The organism is Siminovitchia terrae (assembly GCF_003605405.2).
GTDB lineage: Bacteria > Bacillota > Bacilli > Bacillales > Bacillaceae_C > Siminovitchia > Siminovitchia terrae.
Genome location: NZ_QYTW02000040.1, coordinates 25,479 through 39,362, shown reverse-complemented (window position 1 = coordinate 39,362; position 13,884 = coordinate 25,479). Strand labels below are relative to the sequence as shown.

The following is a 13,884-nucleotide window of genomic DNA, read 5'->3' as shown; positions in this document are numbered from 1 at the left end:
GCCTATCGACTAGCAGACTTCGCGCCTCCTCCTACGATAAGTCAACATCGGCTCCGACGGACAGGACGTCCTAGTGCAAGCGAAGCGACAGGATATCGCGTTTTGAGCCTGCCTTCGTCGCCGTGTTTCCTTTATCTCGTTGGAGTCACTCCAGTCAGTACGTCGATGAACAGGCGCTTGCGCTTTTGTTCCTTCATTCAGCAGAAGTCTCCCACTTCTGTATGTGGTGAGATGAATGGATATTGGTATTCTATTCAGTGGGGGCTCAAACCTCGGCTGAATAAAGTTAAAGCCTCCGGTGGCCACAGATTTTTCAGAGGAATTTATCGAGCGGAGCTCGATAAAATCTGGGCGCAAATACGCCAAGGCGCATTTGATTTTTTGATGGACTTTGATGATGCTACGTCTAGCTTTGATAGTATTCGGTACGCTGCGTAAGAGTTTGCCAAAGCATAGGGAATCGAGACTTTAGGTGGTCCACATAGCCTCTTCCCTTGATCTTGTTGAAGGTACTCCGTTAAAGCTCCCCCTCACTTCCTTATGGTGGCTGAGGAACACCTCTCGAGAATTGTCTATAAAGTAAGGCGTTTTTCACATTTGAACTCAGTCTGGATGTCGATGAACAGGAGCTTGCACCTTAAGCTACCTGATGTATTATTATGATTTCTGCACATTTTTCCGCCAAATTGGGAAAACTGAAAGGTATGAAAGGTTAATAAGGAGGATACATTCATGACCAGTGAACATACCAACAAGAATTCCTTGCCTAACGATCCAAAATCATATTGGATCGATTCAGCAGAGCTTCCAGTTTTTCCAGCGCTTGAAAATGACATCGAAACAGAGGTCGCCATTGTTGGGGGAGGAATTTCCGGCATTACAACCGCATTTTTGCTAGCAAAGGAAGGCTTGAAGGTAACGCTCTTGGAGTCAACACGGTTATTAAATGGTACAACTGGACACACGACAGCAAAGGTAACAGCACAGCACGGCCTTATATACAATGAATTGATCAGCCATTTCGGGGTGGATAGTGCCAAGCTTTATTATTCTGCAAATAAGGAAGCGGCCCATTTTATAGAGAGTCATATCCAAAATCATGGTATCGAATGTGATTATCAAAAGGAGAGCGCGTTTATATACTCCACCTCTGAAAGTGACAGACAGAGTCTTGAAAATGAAGCGAAAGCCTATAGAGAAATCGGAATTGATGGAGGATTCATTGATCATATAGCGTTGCCAATTTCAACAATTGGCGCAGTGGAGATGAAAAACCAGGCACAGTTTCACCCGCTGAAATATTTGGCACATCTGGTAAAGGAAATAACCGAACAGGGTGTTCAGATTTTTGAAGAAACTACGGCTATCAATATGGAGCATGGGGAACCGGCAATCATTCATACGAGAAATGGCATAAAAGTAAAGGCGAAGTATGTTGTTTCGGCATCTCATTTTCCGTTCCATGACGGTAAGGGATACTTTGCACGTCTGTACCCAAAGCGTTCCTATGTAGTCGCTGTTAAACCTGAGAAAAGCTTTCCGGACGGCATGTATATTTCGTCGAGCAAGCCTACCCGGTCATTTAGGAGTGTAAAAATTAACGGGGAAGACATGCTACTCGTCATTGGAGACAGCCATAAAACGGGTCAGGGTGTTCCCGAAATAGAACATTATGAGGCGCTGGAAAAAGAGGCTGTGAAAACTTTTGGTGCACAACAAGTTTTATACAGATGGTCAGCGCAGGATTTGGTGACACCTGATAAGGTGCCTTATATTGGGCGCATTTCGGAAAGTCACGATAATGTCTTTGTTGCAACCGGATTTAGAAAATGGGGCATGGCACACGGCACATTATCTGGAATGTTGATCAGTGACTTGATTTTGGGCAGAGACAACCCGTATGAAAAGCTTTATGCTCCTTCAAGATTTCCGTTGGATCCTAGCATTAAAACATTTGTGAAAGAAAACATGAATGTAGCTGCTCACTTGATAGGAGGAAAATTCGATCGCCCAGATAAGGAAATAAAAGATATCCAGCATGATGAAGGTGCAGTTATTACAATCAAAGGGAAAAGGGCAGGGGCCTATAAGGACAACAACGGGAAACTGTTTGTTGTAGATACGACCTGCACCCATATGGGATGCGAAGTCAATTGGAACAGCGGCGATAAGACATGGGATTGCCCTTGTCATGGTTCAAGATTCTCTTATGAGGGTGAAGTGATTGAAGGTCCGGCAGATGAACCATTGAAAAGGATTGACCATGAAAAGATTGATTATTCCACCTCAACTTAAGTTGGAATTTTCTTCTTGGCGTTAGTCAGCTTTTGTTCATTTTCCTGAATAAGAAGTAAAATCGGGACTCACAATAAGAACAGTTCAAAGAAGGTCTTTGAACAAATATTAAATGGGATGGACAGGAGGCTGTATAATGAGGAAATTTTGGTCAACAATGCTTGCAGCTGCCGGAATCAGTGCTGCGGCCTACGGCTTGAGCAAATATCGGAATGGAAAATATATGGAGCCTGTAAAAAAAGTGCTGAATAATGCCAAGGACATGCTTCAGAATGCCGGAGGTGCAGCTAATAATCCATTGATGGAAATATCAAAAGAACTTGCTCCAACCGATTTGATTAATAATGAAAGAAAGAAAACAAAACAAACATCCCATTAATCTAAACTAGAACCACTGAAGCTCCCTATCAAGATGCAGGGGGCTTTGTTCTTATATAAGAAATGATAAAATCCCTGTTGCGTCAGGCTCCGACGTACAGGAAGTACTAGTGTAAGCGAAGCGACAGGACGTCGCGCTCTGAGCCTGCCGACGTACAGGAAGTACTAGTGCAAGCGAAGCGACAGGATGTCGCGCTCTGAGCCTGCCGACGCCTACAGAACATAGCTCTTTAAGGCGATCAGGCACCATCAGCGGAAGGTCACAAGTCAAATGGCTGTGATAAATGAGGAACTGCCTCCTTGCAATTCGCCTTGTGCTTTTCTTCTAACCTTCGAAAAATTTTGCAATTCATTATTATATGAAACTTTGGTAGAATGAGATAAATATAGAAAAGAGTTCGGGAGGGTGGATGCTTTAGAAATGAAGGAGACTGTACTTTTTCAACAGCTCTTGAACCATAAAAAAAGACTCATTGTACCAATGGCGATTTTCTTTATCCTTTTTTATTTTTCCCTGCCTTTTTTTATATGGTTTTTTCCAGAATGGATATATAAAGGAAGAGATTCCTCATTCATACCGTGGTGGTGGCTCTTTGCATTTTTCCAGTTGGTCGTGACATGGATACTGGGATGGGTTTACTGGTGCAAGGCGAAAAAACACGATGAATTAATTGAAGATTTGAAACAGGGGAAAGACTTATGAACTATACATATTTTTTCTTTTTTCTTTGCATCATTGTCTGTACTCTGATCATTACACATTGGGCTGCGAAGCGAGATCGGACGACTTCACAATTTTATGCTGCTTCTGGGCTTCTGACCGGATTTCAAAATGGATTGGCGATAGCTGGTGATTATATCAGTGCCGCATCTTTCCTAGGAATAACAGGGGCTATCTCCCTTCACGGATATGACGGTTTTTTATATTCTATCGGCTTTTTGGTTTCTTATTTGATTGTTTTGTTTTTGATAGCCGAGCCCGTTAAGAATCTAGGAAAATACTCCTTGGCGGATGTCATCTGTGCACGCTTTCCAAGCCATACAATCAGACTAATGATGGCATGTGGCACTTTCTTTATTTCCATTTTCTATATGATTCCCCAATTAGTTGCTTCTGGACTATTAATCAGGCTCCTCTTGGGGATCGACTATTCCATTTCAGTTTTGGTCATAGGAAGTTTAATGACTGTATACGTTGTACTCGGAGGAATGGTTGCAACATCATGGGTACAAATCGTGAAAACCGTATTGCTCATGTCAGGTACTTTCCTAGTATCACTTATGGTACTTGCGCATTTTGATTGGAAGGTTATTGAGTTTGTTGATTATGTAAAACAGGGCACTCCCCTAGGAAACCAATTTTTTTACCCAGGAAATCTGTTCAATGATTTCTTGGAAATGTTCTCGTTGAAATTGGCCTTGCTATTGGGTACAGCAGGCTTGCCCCATATATTAATTAGATTTTACACTGTAAAAAATACGTTGGAAGTGCGGCGTTCTGTCATTACAGCCACTTGGATCATCGGAGTGTTTTATGTTATGACTCTTGTATTGGGCCTGGGGACGATTGCTATTGTGGGAATGGAGCAGTTAGCTGTTGAAGACCCAACCGGAAATCTAGCAGCACCGCTATTGGCTAAGGAATTGGGCGGGGATTTCCTGCTTGCCTTCATTTCAGCGCTTGCCTTTACAACAATCGTTGCTGTGGTTACAGGATTGGTCATATCCGCGACCATTTCACTTTCGCATGATGTATACCATCATATTTACAAAAAGGGAAAAGCAACTGACAATGAGCAGCTTCGTATTGCGAAATGGATGGCTGTTGGGATTGGGTTAATTGCAACTGTATTCTCATTGGGGTTGGAAAATATCAATGTCACATTTCTAGTCTCCTTAACATTTGTTATTGCTGCTTCGACAAATCTTCCAGTAATTCTTTTAACATTGTATTGGAAACGTTTTAATGAAAGGGGCGTCATGACAGGAATGCTCAGCGGATTTTTATCTTCTGTCATACTTGTTCTGTTCGGTCCCCATATTATGAATATTGATAATGGCTGGATTAGCCGGGATGCTCTGATTCCACTCTACAACCCTGGTATTATAGCCATCCCAATTGGATTTATTGGAGCAATACTTGGGACATTGTTCTCCCGCAGGCCTGCTGATGAAAAAGCATTCCTTCGTACACTTGTTAAGGCCCAAACGGGAATTGATACAAGGGGGCGCGGTTGGTGGAGTTCATGACGTATATTTTAGTGCAGCGGCTTGGACTTTTATTGATTATGGCCTTTTTAATGACAAGAATTTCGAGCTTCAGGAGCCTGCTGGATCGAGAAATGGATACGAGGACCGTCATTTTGCATGCCGTCATTTATGGTCTGTTTGGAATTGCAGGAACAATTTCAGGCATTGTCATAGAGAACGGGAAAATTGTATCCCAATTTATATTTTTTCCGGTCCAAGGAAATCAATTGGTAGTCAGCTCTAGCTTAGTGGCAATTGTCATAGCGGGCTTGTTGGGCGGGCCGATAGTTGGCATGGGGGCAGGCTTTATTGCAGGCATCCACCTTCTTTATCTTGGAGGTTTAGGAAATACGGCAGGTTGCATTGTAAATATCCTGACAGGATTACTAGTTGGCATGACGGCGCGCTTTTTTTCAAATGACAGGGTGATTTCCCCATTAAAAGCGCTATTTATTGGTATATTTCCTCCTATTCTACAAATGGGAATCTTGCTGATCTTTAACCCCCATGATGATTTTATAAAAGCGGCAGTCGATCAAATCAGCTTGCCCCTTGTCTTTTCAAACAGCGTGGCTATCGCCATATTTACGGCTATGATAGCTGCAGCCATTAATGAGCAGGAACGGGAAGCCGCCTTAGAGTCAAGGAGGGCCTTGATGATAGCTGAGGATGCTTTGCCCCACTTGAAAAAGGAATCACCATTTGAAATGGCACAGGGTATAGCGGAACTGTTGTTTAAACGTTTGAAGGTCGCTGCTGTATCTGTTTCAAACCGAGAGCAGGTATTGGCTTATGTGGGGCTTGGCGCAGATCATCATAAGCCCGGTGACCCTTTGCAGACAAGACTTTCATATGAGGTTATTCAAACCGGCATTTTGAAAGTGGCCTACTCCCAGGACGAAATATGTTGTCAACATGAAAAATGCCCATTGCAGGCAGCAATTATTGTTCCGGTTTTGGAATCAAATAAAACGAGTAAGCTCATCAAACTCTATTTTCGCAAATCACAGCATATCCGCTCGGTTGAAATCGTTTTAGCCCAAGGTTTGGGAAAGCTTTTGACCAATCAGCTCGCCGTTGTCCAATCGGAGAAACTACAGACACTGATCCGTGATGCGGAACTGAGGAATCTAGAAGCGCAGATTAATCCCCACTTTCTTTTTAACACGCTTCATCTTATAGCGACCTTATTTCGGAGTGATCCAGAAAAAGCAAGGCACATTACGGTACAATTAGGAAGTTTTATGAGATTTAATCTTCGTTTGGCTTCGACTTCTCTGGTAGAACTAGAAAAAGAGTGTGAACATTTGCAGTCATATATCGAAATTATTCAGGCGCGTTTCTTCGGACGTATCACCATTTGCTTTTCTCCGCTTCATGAATGCAAGGAAGCTCTGATTCCGCCTTCGACTCTTCAGCCATTAGTAGAAAACAGTGTAAACCATGGGTTGGAACACGTGATGGAAGGTGGAAAAATTGAAATTGAGATAAGACAAACAGAGGGGAAGGTGCAAGTTGCCGTCCGTGATAATGGAAGCGGTTTTTCTGAAAAAAGCCTCGCTTTGGCAGGGCACTCTCCTGTTAATAGCAAGCGAGGAGGAGGAACAGGGTTATATAATGTAAATCAGCGTTTAATAGGAATGTTAGGCGAACAATCCCGGCTTCGTATTCGTAATCTGCCTTCGGGAGGCAGTGAGATTTACTTTGAAATTCCAAATAATCATTTAGGGAGGAAAGCTACATGACAATTCGAGTAATGGTTGCTGAGGATGAGCGTCTTGTCAGGGAAGAGCTTATGTATATGCTGCAGCAGGAAAAAGATCTGCTGCTTTGTCCCAGCGCCGAATCAGGAGAGCAGTTGCTCGATCTGTATGAGAAATATGTCCCGGATGTCATTTTTATGGATATACATATGCCCATGCTTTCCGGTGTGGATGTAGCTAAAAAGCTGTCCAAAGAGAAGGCAGCTCCTCCGCTTTTTGTCTTCATCACTGCATATGACGATTATGCTCTTGAGGCATTTGAAGTGGAGGCGGTGGACTATTTGTTAAAACCATATGATGAGTCGCGTTTAAAAGAGGCTTTGGCCAGGATTAGAAGACGAATGTCTAATGCTCTTCAGACTGACTCATTAAAGAATGAGAAGGAGTCTTCTGCTTCTATACCTGCAACATCTAAACTGCTTATTGATGATGGAGAAAAAGTTGTGGTATTATCACCTGGGTCTATATATTATGCTACCCGTGTAAACAGGTTTGTAGAGATACACACCGAGAACGAATTTGTGCAAGGAAAAATGACATTGCAGGAATTGGAAGAAAAGCTGAAGGGTTTTCCATTTTTTCGGACACATCGGAGTTATTTGGTTAACTTGGATTATATTCAAGAAATAACCCCCTGGTTTAATGGAGCTTATAATCTTATTCTTAAAGGCGCAAAGAAAACACAGATACCGGTTAGCCGCAGTGCACAGAAAAAGCTGTTTAAGCTATTAGAACAGTGATTGAAACCGTTTACATATAAAATGTTACAATTCAAGTAAAATATCAGACAATTCGCGTATTTATTCACTTTTTGTCACATCTCTGTTTTATAGTAAATAAAATCGGTTTTTTGCAACTGATTTTATTCCAAACCGGGAGGTGCAAAAATGGAAAACTATGAGCAAATTGCTAATTCAGAAGAGTTTTTAGAACTAAAAAGAAGCAAACTACTTTTTATTTGGCCAGTGGTCATTTTGTTTTTCTGCCTTTATCTGTCGTTTCCGCTGATGGCCGCTTACGCAAAACCACTTATGGGAAAATTTGTTACAGGGAATATAACCTTCGGATACCTATACGGTGTATCCCTCTACTTTGTTGCCTGGGCTCTTGCATTTGTATACCTTGCTAAAGCGAAAGGATTCGACCAAAAGGCAAAGGCTACAATAGATAAATACGGGCAGAGGAAGGGGGCATAGATATGGGGGCTCATCTATTTGGAATATTTTTATTTGTAGCCATAGTTGGAGCAACCATCTATATCACACTATGGGCTGCCAAAAGAAATAAAAGTACAGCAGATTTTTACACTGCGGGCCGCTCCTTGACGGGTTGGCAAAACGGATTGGCGATATCTGGCGACTATTTGAGTGCTGCCTCTTTCTTAGGGATTGCTGGGTTGGTGGCATTAAACGGTTATGATGGATTTATGTATGCCGTCGGCTGGATGGTCGGCTATGTTATCGTTCTTTATATTGTTGCAGAGCCGCTGAGAAACTCTGGTAAATTTACAGTAGCGGATGTGTTGGCTTCTCGATTGAAGGAAAGACCAATTCGAATGATGACAGCCACTGTTACTTTAGTTGTCACAACATTTTATATGGTAGCGCAAATGGTGGGTGCAGGGGCCATCATCAATTTGCTTGTCGGTATTCCGTATGAGCTTGCTGTTATCATCATCGGAGCATTAATGATCATCTATGTCATGATTGGGGGAATGCTGGCAACGAGCTGGGTTCAGATTATCAAAGCCGTGCTGCTAATGTTTGCCACTCTCATCCTTGTTTTACTGGTCGCATTTATCTTTAAGTTCAGTATCTCTGGTTTATTTGGAGAAGTAGTTGCCAAAAACGGCAATGAGTTTCTGTCCCCGGGAGTATTGTATAAAAATCCAATTGACCTGTTATCCCTAGGGATGGCATTGATTTTGGGAACTGCCGGACTGCCTCATATTTTGATTCGCTTCTATACGGTTCCGTCAGCGCAGGAAGCAAGAAAATCGGTTATTTGGGCAATGGTCTTAATTGGTCTATTTTATATCATGATTGCTCTAGTCGGCTTCGCTGCGTCAGTTCTAGTCGGCTCCGATGATATTCGGGCGGCGGATAAAGGTGGAAATATGGCTGCGCCGTTATTGGCCCAATATATTGGAGGTGGAGCAGGAACAATCGGTGGAGAGATTTTTATGTCCATTATATCAGCGGTCTCTTTTGCAACCATTGTTGCTGTTGTTGCAGGGCTTGTAATCACAGGGTCAGGAGCTTTTGCACATGATATTTACACGAATGTCATCAAGCGAGGAAAAGTGGACAGCAAGAAGCAGTTCATGGTTGCGAGGAATACAGCCTTAGTGATTGGTGCATTGTCAATTATCCTTGGTATTTTGGCTAAGGGTATGAATGTTGCTTACTTGGTTGTGTTGGCCTTTGCTGTGGGAGCTAGTGCGAATCTCCCAGTTATTATTTTCTCACTCTATTGGAAGCGTTTTAATACAGCCGGAGCAATTGCCGGGATGCTTGCCGGAATGCTGAGTGCGGTTACCCTGGTCATCATTGGACCAAGTGTCATGGGGGAGAATGCGATCTTCCCGCTTGCTAACCCAGGTATCATCAGTATTCCATTGGGCTTTCTTACATCAATCGTTGTTTCTCTCATTACAAAACCGGAGGACAATACTGCCAAATATAACGAAATGGATGTCAAGTCCAACACTGGGCTGGGCGCTGAGCATTAAATATAGAGCTGTCCAGAAAGTCAGTCAAAACTGATTTTCTTGGACAGTTCCTTTTTTTGATATTGCTGAGGGATCTGTGATCGAAAAACATATGAAGCCCAACCTCGGGAGGGAAAAATTTTAAAATTGTCTTTTAAGTTTGCGATCATGGCAATCAAATCAGGGGAAGAAGCTTATTAGCTTGATAAGGTTTTCTATGGCATGCTTTTTTTCACAAAACTGATTTTTTGTGAAAAAATCCAAAAATGAATATTATCCATTGCTGAAATGTTACTTCCCGCTTATAATAGATTTTACTAGATTTTTCAAGCAGGAGGGATTTCATTGCCAATTAATATTCCTAAACAAATGCCAGCGCGGGAAGTTCTTGATAAAGAAAAAATATTTGTAATGGATGAGGAAAGAGCAAGTACGCAAGATATCCGTCCATTAAATATATTAATTTTAAATTTGATGCCTGAAAAAGAAAAGACAGAAGTACAACTACTGAGACTCCTTGGAAATACGCCCTTACAGGTGAATATAACTTTTTTACGTATGGAAACACACCAATCCAAAAATGTAAGCAAATCGCACTTGGAGCAATTTTACAAAACATTTTCATCGGTCAAAAACTATTATTTTGATGGTATGATCATCACAGGCGCGCCAATTGAACACCTCCCTTTTGAAAAGGTCAATTACTGGGAAGAACTGAAGGACATCATGGATTGGTCCAAAGATCATGTCACTTCAACTATGCACATTTGCTGGGGAGCCCAGGCTGCATTATACCATCATTACGGGATTGGCAAGTTTGAACTTTCATCCAAATGCTCTGGTATTTATAAGCACACGATTACTGACCAGACCATTAAACTTGTCCGAGGCTTTGATGAAGTATATTTTGCCCCTCATTCGCGGTATACAAGCATCAGCCAGGAAAAAATCATGAATCACCCTGGCCTGAAACTTCTATCTAAAGGGGAAGCTGGGCCGTTTATGATTATATCTGAAGACGAGAAACATATTATGGTCACAGGCCACTTGGAATATGATACAGATACGCTGGCTATAGAATATGAACGGGATCTGAAAAAAGGGTTGGATATTCAAATACCGGAAAATTACTTCCCAAATAATGACGTGAACGAGCAACCGCTAAACACATGGAGGTCTCACAGTCATCTTTTGTTTTCCAACTGGTTAAATTATTACGTCTATCAGGAAACTCCTTATGAGCAGGACCGTAAGGTGAAAGTGAATGTCCCAGTTCAAAACAAGCATTAGAAATGATCGCACGAGGATTTTCTTTGTGCGATTTTTTCTTTGGTAAGAAGATGGAATATACAGACTTTTTTTAAAGGAAATGATATATTAATAAATAAAGAGGAGGGGTAGAAACATTGGCGATCAAGTTAAGGAAAAAGACAGAGTTATTTACTTTTTATGATTCGAAAGGGGAAAAAATTGAGCGAGAAACCGAGGTTCGCTTTGACCCACTGACAGGGGAAACATCCCGGCTTGTGTATGATGCGGGATTAGCGATTACTCCAATAGACTATTCTGAAGCAGCCGAAAAGACAAAAGGGGCTAATTGTCCATTTTGTCCAGAGAACATTTTTAGCATGACACCTGTTTTTCCGAAAGAGATTGCTGAAGAGGGCCGGATTACAAAAGGTGAAGCCATTGTGTTTCCTAATCTTTTTCCTTACAGCAAGCATAATGGAGTGACAGTTTTCTCTGGGGATCATTTTATCCGCTTAAACGAGTTTACGCCTGAATTGATAAAAAATGCTTTTCAGGCAGCGCAGATGTACATACATAGGGCAGCAATAACAGATTCACATGCCAAATTTGCCTCAATCAATTGGAATTACCTGCCGCTTTCTGGTGGTAGCATCATGCATCCCCATCTTCATATCATCATTTCGGACACCGGGACAAATTATCAGACAAATACCTATGAAAAAGCAAGGCAGTTTGAGATGGAGACTGGTACAAAATATTTTACTTCCCTTTCTGAAACCGAAAGATTGATAGGAGAAAGGTGGATTGCTGATAATGGGACGATAACGTGGCTACATGCTTTTGCGCCAAAAAGTCACAATGATTATATAGGAATTTTTAACAAAGCTTATTCCGTCGAGGATATTCGAGAGGCGGATTGGGATCACTTTTCGAAGGGTCTCCAAACAATATTCTCCATCCTAACCGATCAGAGCTTCTCTAGTTTCAATTTGATTCTTTCGATTGATCCGGAACAAAGGGAACCTGTCCATGTCCGGCTTATTCCGAGACTAACAATAGGAGCTCTTGAAACAAGCGATATCAATTTCTTTCAGGCATTACACCAGGAACCACTTACTTATAAATCTCCAGAGGAAATCGCTGCAAAGTCAAGGATACGATTTGAGGAGCTGCTTTAAGTCCGCGCTTCAGTGAACATTTCCCATTTCCAGTAATAAAATAAAGGTGTAGATACATAGAGGTGGCGCTGTATGGCTGTCGTAAAAGCAAGGACATCCGATATCGACTGTTGGCAAGGCTGCTGCGAGCAGAAGCGGAAGGAGAAGGGCATCAGGGAATGCTAATGGTTGGCAACGTAGGGGTCAATCGAATCAGGGCAAACTGCTCCGATTTTGTCGGTCTCTGTACCATCCCGCAAATGATATACCTGCCAAATACAGCCTTTGGTATTTCAGGCCGCCAGGAGATTGTCCTGCTACATGGTATGATCAGCCGTTGGTCGGCAGATTTAAACTTCATTCAGCGGGGGTTCAAACCCCGGCTGAATAAAGTTAAAGCCTCCGGCGGATACTACAGATTTTTAGCGGAAATTTATCGAGCGGAGCTCGATAAAATCTGGGCGTAAATACGCCAAAGCGCATTTGATTTCCACTGTTTTTATGAACCGACCGGCGTGGAATGCGATAATATCTATACAACGTTTTAGTGGCTTAAGAACAAACAAGCGAAGTAATGTCGCTTGTTTGTTTTTTCATCGTGAGTAAAGAAAGTATAACTTGTTATGGAAAATCTTATTCAAACGAAGCTTATCTTTTNAAAATCTTATTCAAACGAAGCTTATCTTTTTCCAGCTACGACGTACAGGAAGTACTAGTGCAAGCGAAGCGACAGGACGTCGCGTACTGAGCCTGCCGACGTACAGGAAGTACTAGTGCAAGCGAAGCGACAGGACGTCGCGTACTGAGCCTGCCGACGCACAGGAAGTACTAGTGCAAGCGAAGCGACAGGATGTGGCAGCTTGAGGCGCCCCGAAAGGGTCAAGCTGCTTCCCTGTGGTGGCTGAAGAACTCCCTCCTCGGGAATCGTCTTGTTTGCCCGCGCTGATCAAGTCATTTGTGCTTTACTTAAATAAAAGGATGATTCAAAACATATAGCCGTTTTTGATAAATCTTCTTATATAGATAGGCAATTCCATTTAACAGGATAGCAGGAAATCTTTTTGGAAAATGGGGCTTAAGATAAAAATGGTAAAAAGCACTTTTGATGTCTTCCCATTGATGGCATTTTTTTGATTGCCGAAAGCGGGCAACATCAATTATTTTTATTGAACCTTTAGGTGTGATTATGATGTTTCGCAAATGAACATCTGACGGGTTTAGTCCTTTTTTTCTAGCTAAATATAAGGCAAAATCGATTTCTTTTATATCTTTTTCAGAAATCGGAATGCCGAGTGTTAAGCACTCAAAAAGCGTATGACCTTCTATATAATCAATAACAATATAGTTTGAACCGGATTCATAAATATTAGGGAAAAAGTCAATGTGTTTAATCATTTGATAAACGCACGCTTCTTCCATCGCAATATTGTGCAAGCCAGGGAAGAATACTTTCATCGCTTTAGTCGTATTTTTTATCATAAATACAAAGGCACTCCGTCCAACACCTATTAGTTTTAAGGAATCTGCTTGTCCAACAACCACAGGTTTTCCATCAATATATTGTATTTGTACACTTTCTGCTAATTTTTTATAAAAATTCATTATGATCTCCTTTCAATAATAAAGACATCCGTACCAATTCTTGGTTGGATGTCTTTTTAAAAAGGAAAAAGACCCTGCCAAAAATTGGCAAGGTCTCGCAAACAACACAATTGTGCTGCCAACAAAGCCGAGGAATGAGTCCTGTATTGACGACTTTGCTGTATAGCTACTCCCCTTATGTGGAAGATATGATTATTATAATAAGTATATTATAAAGTTCTATGTACATTGGAGTCAAATCTTACTGTTAATTTGCTAAAAGGATCAAGATTCCTAATATGAGTCTGTAAGTGAACGGATTTGATTAAGGGTTGAAAAAATCCGGAATTCCATCAATCTCCATCATGGAATCCGGATTTTTGTGATTATTTCTTAGTAATCGCACGGTCTTTTGGAGCTGCCCAAAACGCTACTGCGATGGAAACTCCGAGTACAATAAAAGGGGCGTAAAAAATGAAGAAATTATGCATATGAAATC

At 41.7% G+C, this 13,884-nt stretch carries 14 protein-coding genes and 1 pseudogene; 13 read left to right on the top strand and 2 right to left on the bottom strand.

The annotated features are described in order from the left end of the window. The 13 genes and pseudogenes from D5F11_RS27220 to D5F11_RS28285 all read left to right on the top strand — a co-directional run. Positions 1-438, top strand: a 438-nt coding sequence (locus D5F11_RS27220; protein WP_221768464.1) for a hypothetical protein, incomplete at its 5' end; no start/stop codon positions are given. Between the two features lie 294 nt (positions 439-732). Then, on the top strand, positions 733-2,295 hold the full coding sequence (locus tag D5F11_RS24110) for an FAD-dependent oxidoreductase (RefSeq protein ID WP_120118957.1): 1,563 nt from the start codon (positions 733-735) through the stop codon (positions 2,293-2,295). 136 nt (positions 2,296-2,431) lie between these two features. Then, positions 2,432-2,674 (top strand): hypothetical protein, encoded by a 243-nt coding sequence (locus D5F11_RS24105; protein WP_120118958.1) that lies wholly within the window; start codon positions 2,432-2,434, stop codon positions 2,672-2,674. Positions 2,675-3,079: 405 nt separating this feature from the next. Further along, positions 3,080-3,376 (top strand): DUF485 domain-containing protein, encoded by a 297-nt coding sequence (locus D5F11_RS24100; protein WP_120118959.1) that lies wholly within the window; start codon positions 3,080-3,082, stop codon positions 3,374-3,376. Further along, positions 3,373-4,923 (top strand): solute symporter family protein, encoded by a 1,551-nt coding sequence (locus D5F11_RS24095; RefSeq protein ID WP_120118960.1) that lies wholly within the window; start codon positions 3,373-3,375, stop codon positions 4,921-4,923. Before D5F11_RS24100 ends, D5F11_RS24095 begins: the two co-directional genes overlap by 4 nt. Continuing rightward, positions 4,920-6,668, top strand: coding sequence for a LytS/YhcK type 5TM receptor domain-containing protein (locus D5F11_RS24090; protein ID WP_306428808.1), 1,749 nt, complete (start codon positions 4,920-4,922; stop codon positions 6,666-6,668). The genes D5F11_RS24095 and D5F11_RS24090 overlap by 4 nt, the downstream gene beginning before the upstream one ends. Further along, positions 6,665-7,426 carry a LytR/AlgR family response regulator transcription factor gene (locus D5F11_RS24085; protein ID WP_120118962.1) on the top strand — a complete coding sequence of 254 codons (762 nt, stop codon included), beginning with the start codon at positions 6,665-6,667 and terminating at the stop codon, positions 7,424-7,426. The genes D5F11_RS24090 and D5F11_RS24085 overlap by 4 nt, the downstream gene beginning before the upstream one ends. A 147-nt stretch (positions 7,427-7,573) precedes the next feature. Further along, on the top strand, positions 7,574-7,882 hold the full coding sequence (locus tag D5F11_RS24080; protein ID WP_120118963.1) for a DUF485 domain-containing protein: 309 nt from the start codon (positions 7,574-7,576) through the stop codon (positions 7,880-7,882). 2 nt (positions 7,883-7,884) lie between these two features. Further along, positions 7,885-9,417: a solute symporter family protein gene (locus D5F11_RS24075; protein ID WP_120118964.1), complete on the top strand. Its 1,533-nt coding sequence runs from the start codon at positions 7,885-7,887 to the stop codon at positions 9,415-9,417. Positions 9,418-9,741: 324 nt separating this feature from the next. Next, on the top strand, positions 9,742-10,686 hold the full coding sequence (gene metA, locus D5F11_RS24070; RefSeq protein ID WP_120118965.1) for a homoserine O-acetyltransferase MetA: 945 nt from the start codon (positions 9,742-9,744) through the stop codon (positions 10,684-10,686). Positions 10,687-10,802: 116 nt separating this feature from the next. After that, positions 10,803-11,825: a hypothetical protein gene (locus tag D5F11_RS24065; protein ID WP_120118966.1), complete on the top strand. Its 1,023-nt coding sequence runs from the start codon at positions 10,803-10,805 to the stop codon at positions 11,823-11,825. Between the two features lie 72 nt (positions 11,826-11,897). Then, a pseudogene (locus tag D5F11_RS24060) lies at positions 11,898-12,195 on the top strand (hypothetical protein). Beyond that, positions 12,131-12,271, top strand: coding sequence for a hypothetical protein (locus tag D5F11_RS28285; protein WP_185830895.1), 141 nt, complete (start codon positions 12,131-12,133; stop codon positions 12,269-12,271). Before D5F11_RS24060 ends, D5F11_RS28285 begins: the two are co-directional and overlap by 65 nt. 499 nt (positions 12,272-12,770) lie before the next feature. Here the strand turns inward: D5F11_RS28285 and D5F11_RS24055 are convergent, their stop codons facing one another. Further along, positions 12,771-13,406, bottom strand: a complete 636-nt coding sequence (locus tag D5F11_RS24055; RefSeq protein WP_120118967.1) for a protein kinase family protein — start codon at positions 13,404-13,406, stop codon at positions 12,771-12,773. 365 nt (positions 13,407-13,771) lie between these two features. Next, entirely contained in the window at positions 13,772-13,876 is a 105-nt protein-coding gene (gene cydS, locus D5F11_RS28280; protein ID WP_373316090.1) for a cytochrome bd oxidase small subunit CydS family protein, read from the bottom strand. Between the last annotated feature and the right edge of the window lie 8 nt (positions 13,877-13,884).

What these genes read in the sequence shown, in the direction of transcription:
- D5F11_RS24110 (WP_120118957.1), top strand. Translation starts at nt 733, where the DNA reads ATGACCAGTGAACATACCAACAAGAATTCCTTGCCTAACGATCCAAAA.
- D5F11_RS24105 (WP_120118958.1), top strand. Translation starts at nt 2,432, where the DNA reads ATGAGGAAATTTTGGTCAACAATGCTTGCAGCTGCCGGAATCAGTGCT.
- D5F11_RS24095 (WP_120118960.1), top strand. Translation starts at nt 3,373, where the DNA reads ATGAACTATACATATTTTTTCTTTTTTCTTTGCATCATTGTCTGTACT.
- D5F11_RS24090 (WP_306428808.1), top strand. Translation starts at nt 4,920, where the DNA reads ATGACGTATATTTTAGTGCAGCGGCTTGGACTTTTATTGATTATGGCC.
- D5F11_RS24085 (WP_120118962.1), top strand. Translation starts at nt 6,665, where the DNA reads ATGACAATTCGAGTAATGGTTGCTGAGGATGAGCGTCTTGTCAGGGAA.
- D5F11_RS24080 (WP_120118963.1), top strand. Translation starts at nt 7,574, where the DNA reads ATGGAAAACTATGAGCAAATTGCTAATTCAGAAGAGTTTTTAGAACTA.
- D5F11_RS24075 (WP_120118964.1), top strand. Translation starts at nt 7,885, where the DNA reads ATGGGGGCTCATCTATTTGGAATATTTTTATTTGTAGCCATAGTTGGA.
- D5F11_RS28285 (WP_185830895.1), top strand. Translation starts at nt 12,131, where the DNA reads ATGATCAGCCGTTGGTCGGCAGATTTAAACTTCATTCAGCGGGGGTTC.
- D5F11_RS24055 (WP_120118967.1), bottom strand. Translation starts at nt 13,406, where the DNA reads ATGAATTTTTATAAAAAATTAGCAGAAAGTGTACAAATACAATATATT.
- cydS (WP_373316090.1), bottom strand. Translation starts at nt 13,876, where the DNA reads ATGCATAATTTCTTCATTTTTTACGCCCCTTTTATTGTACTCGGAGTT.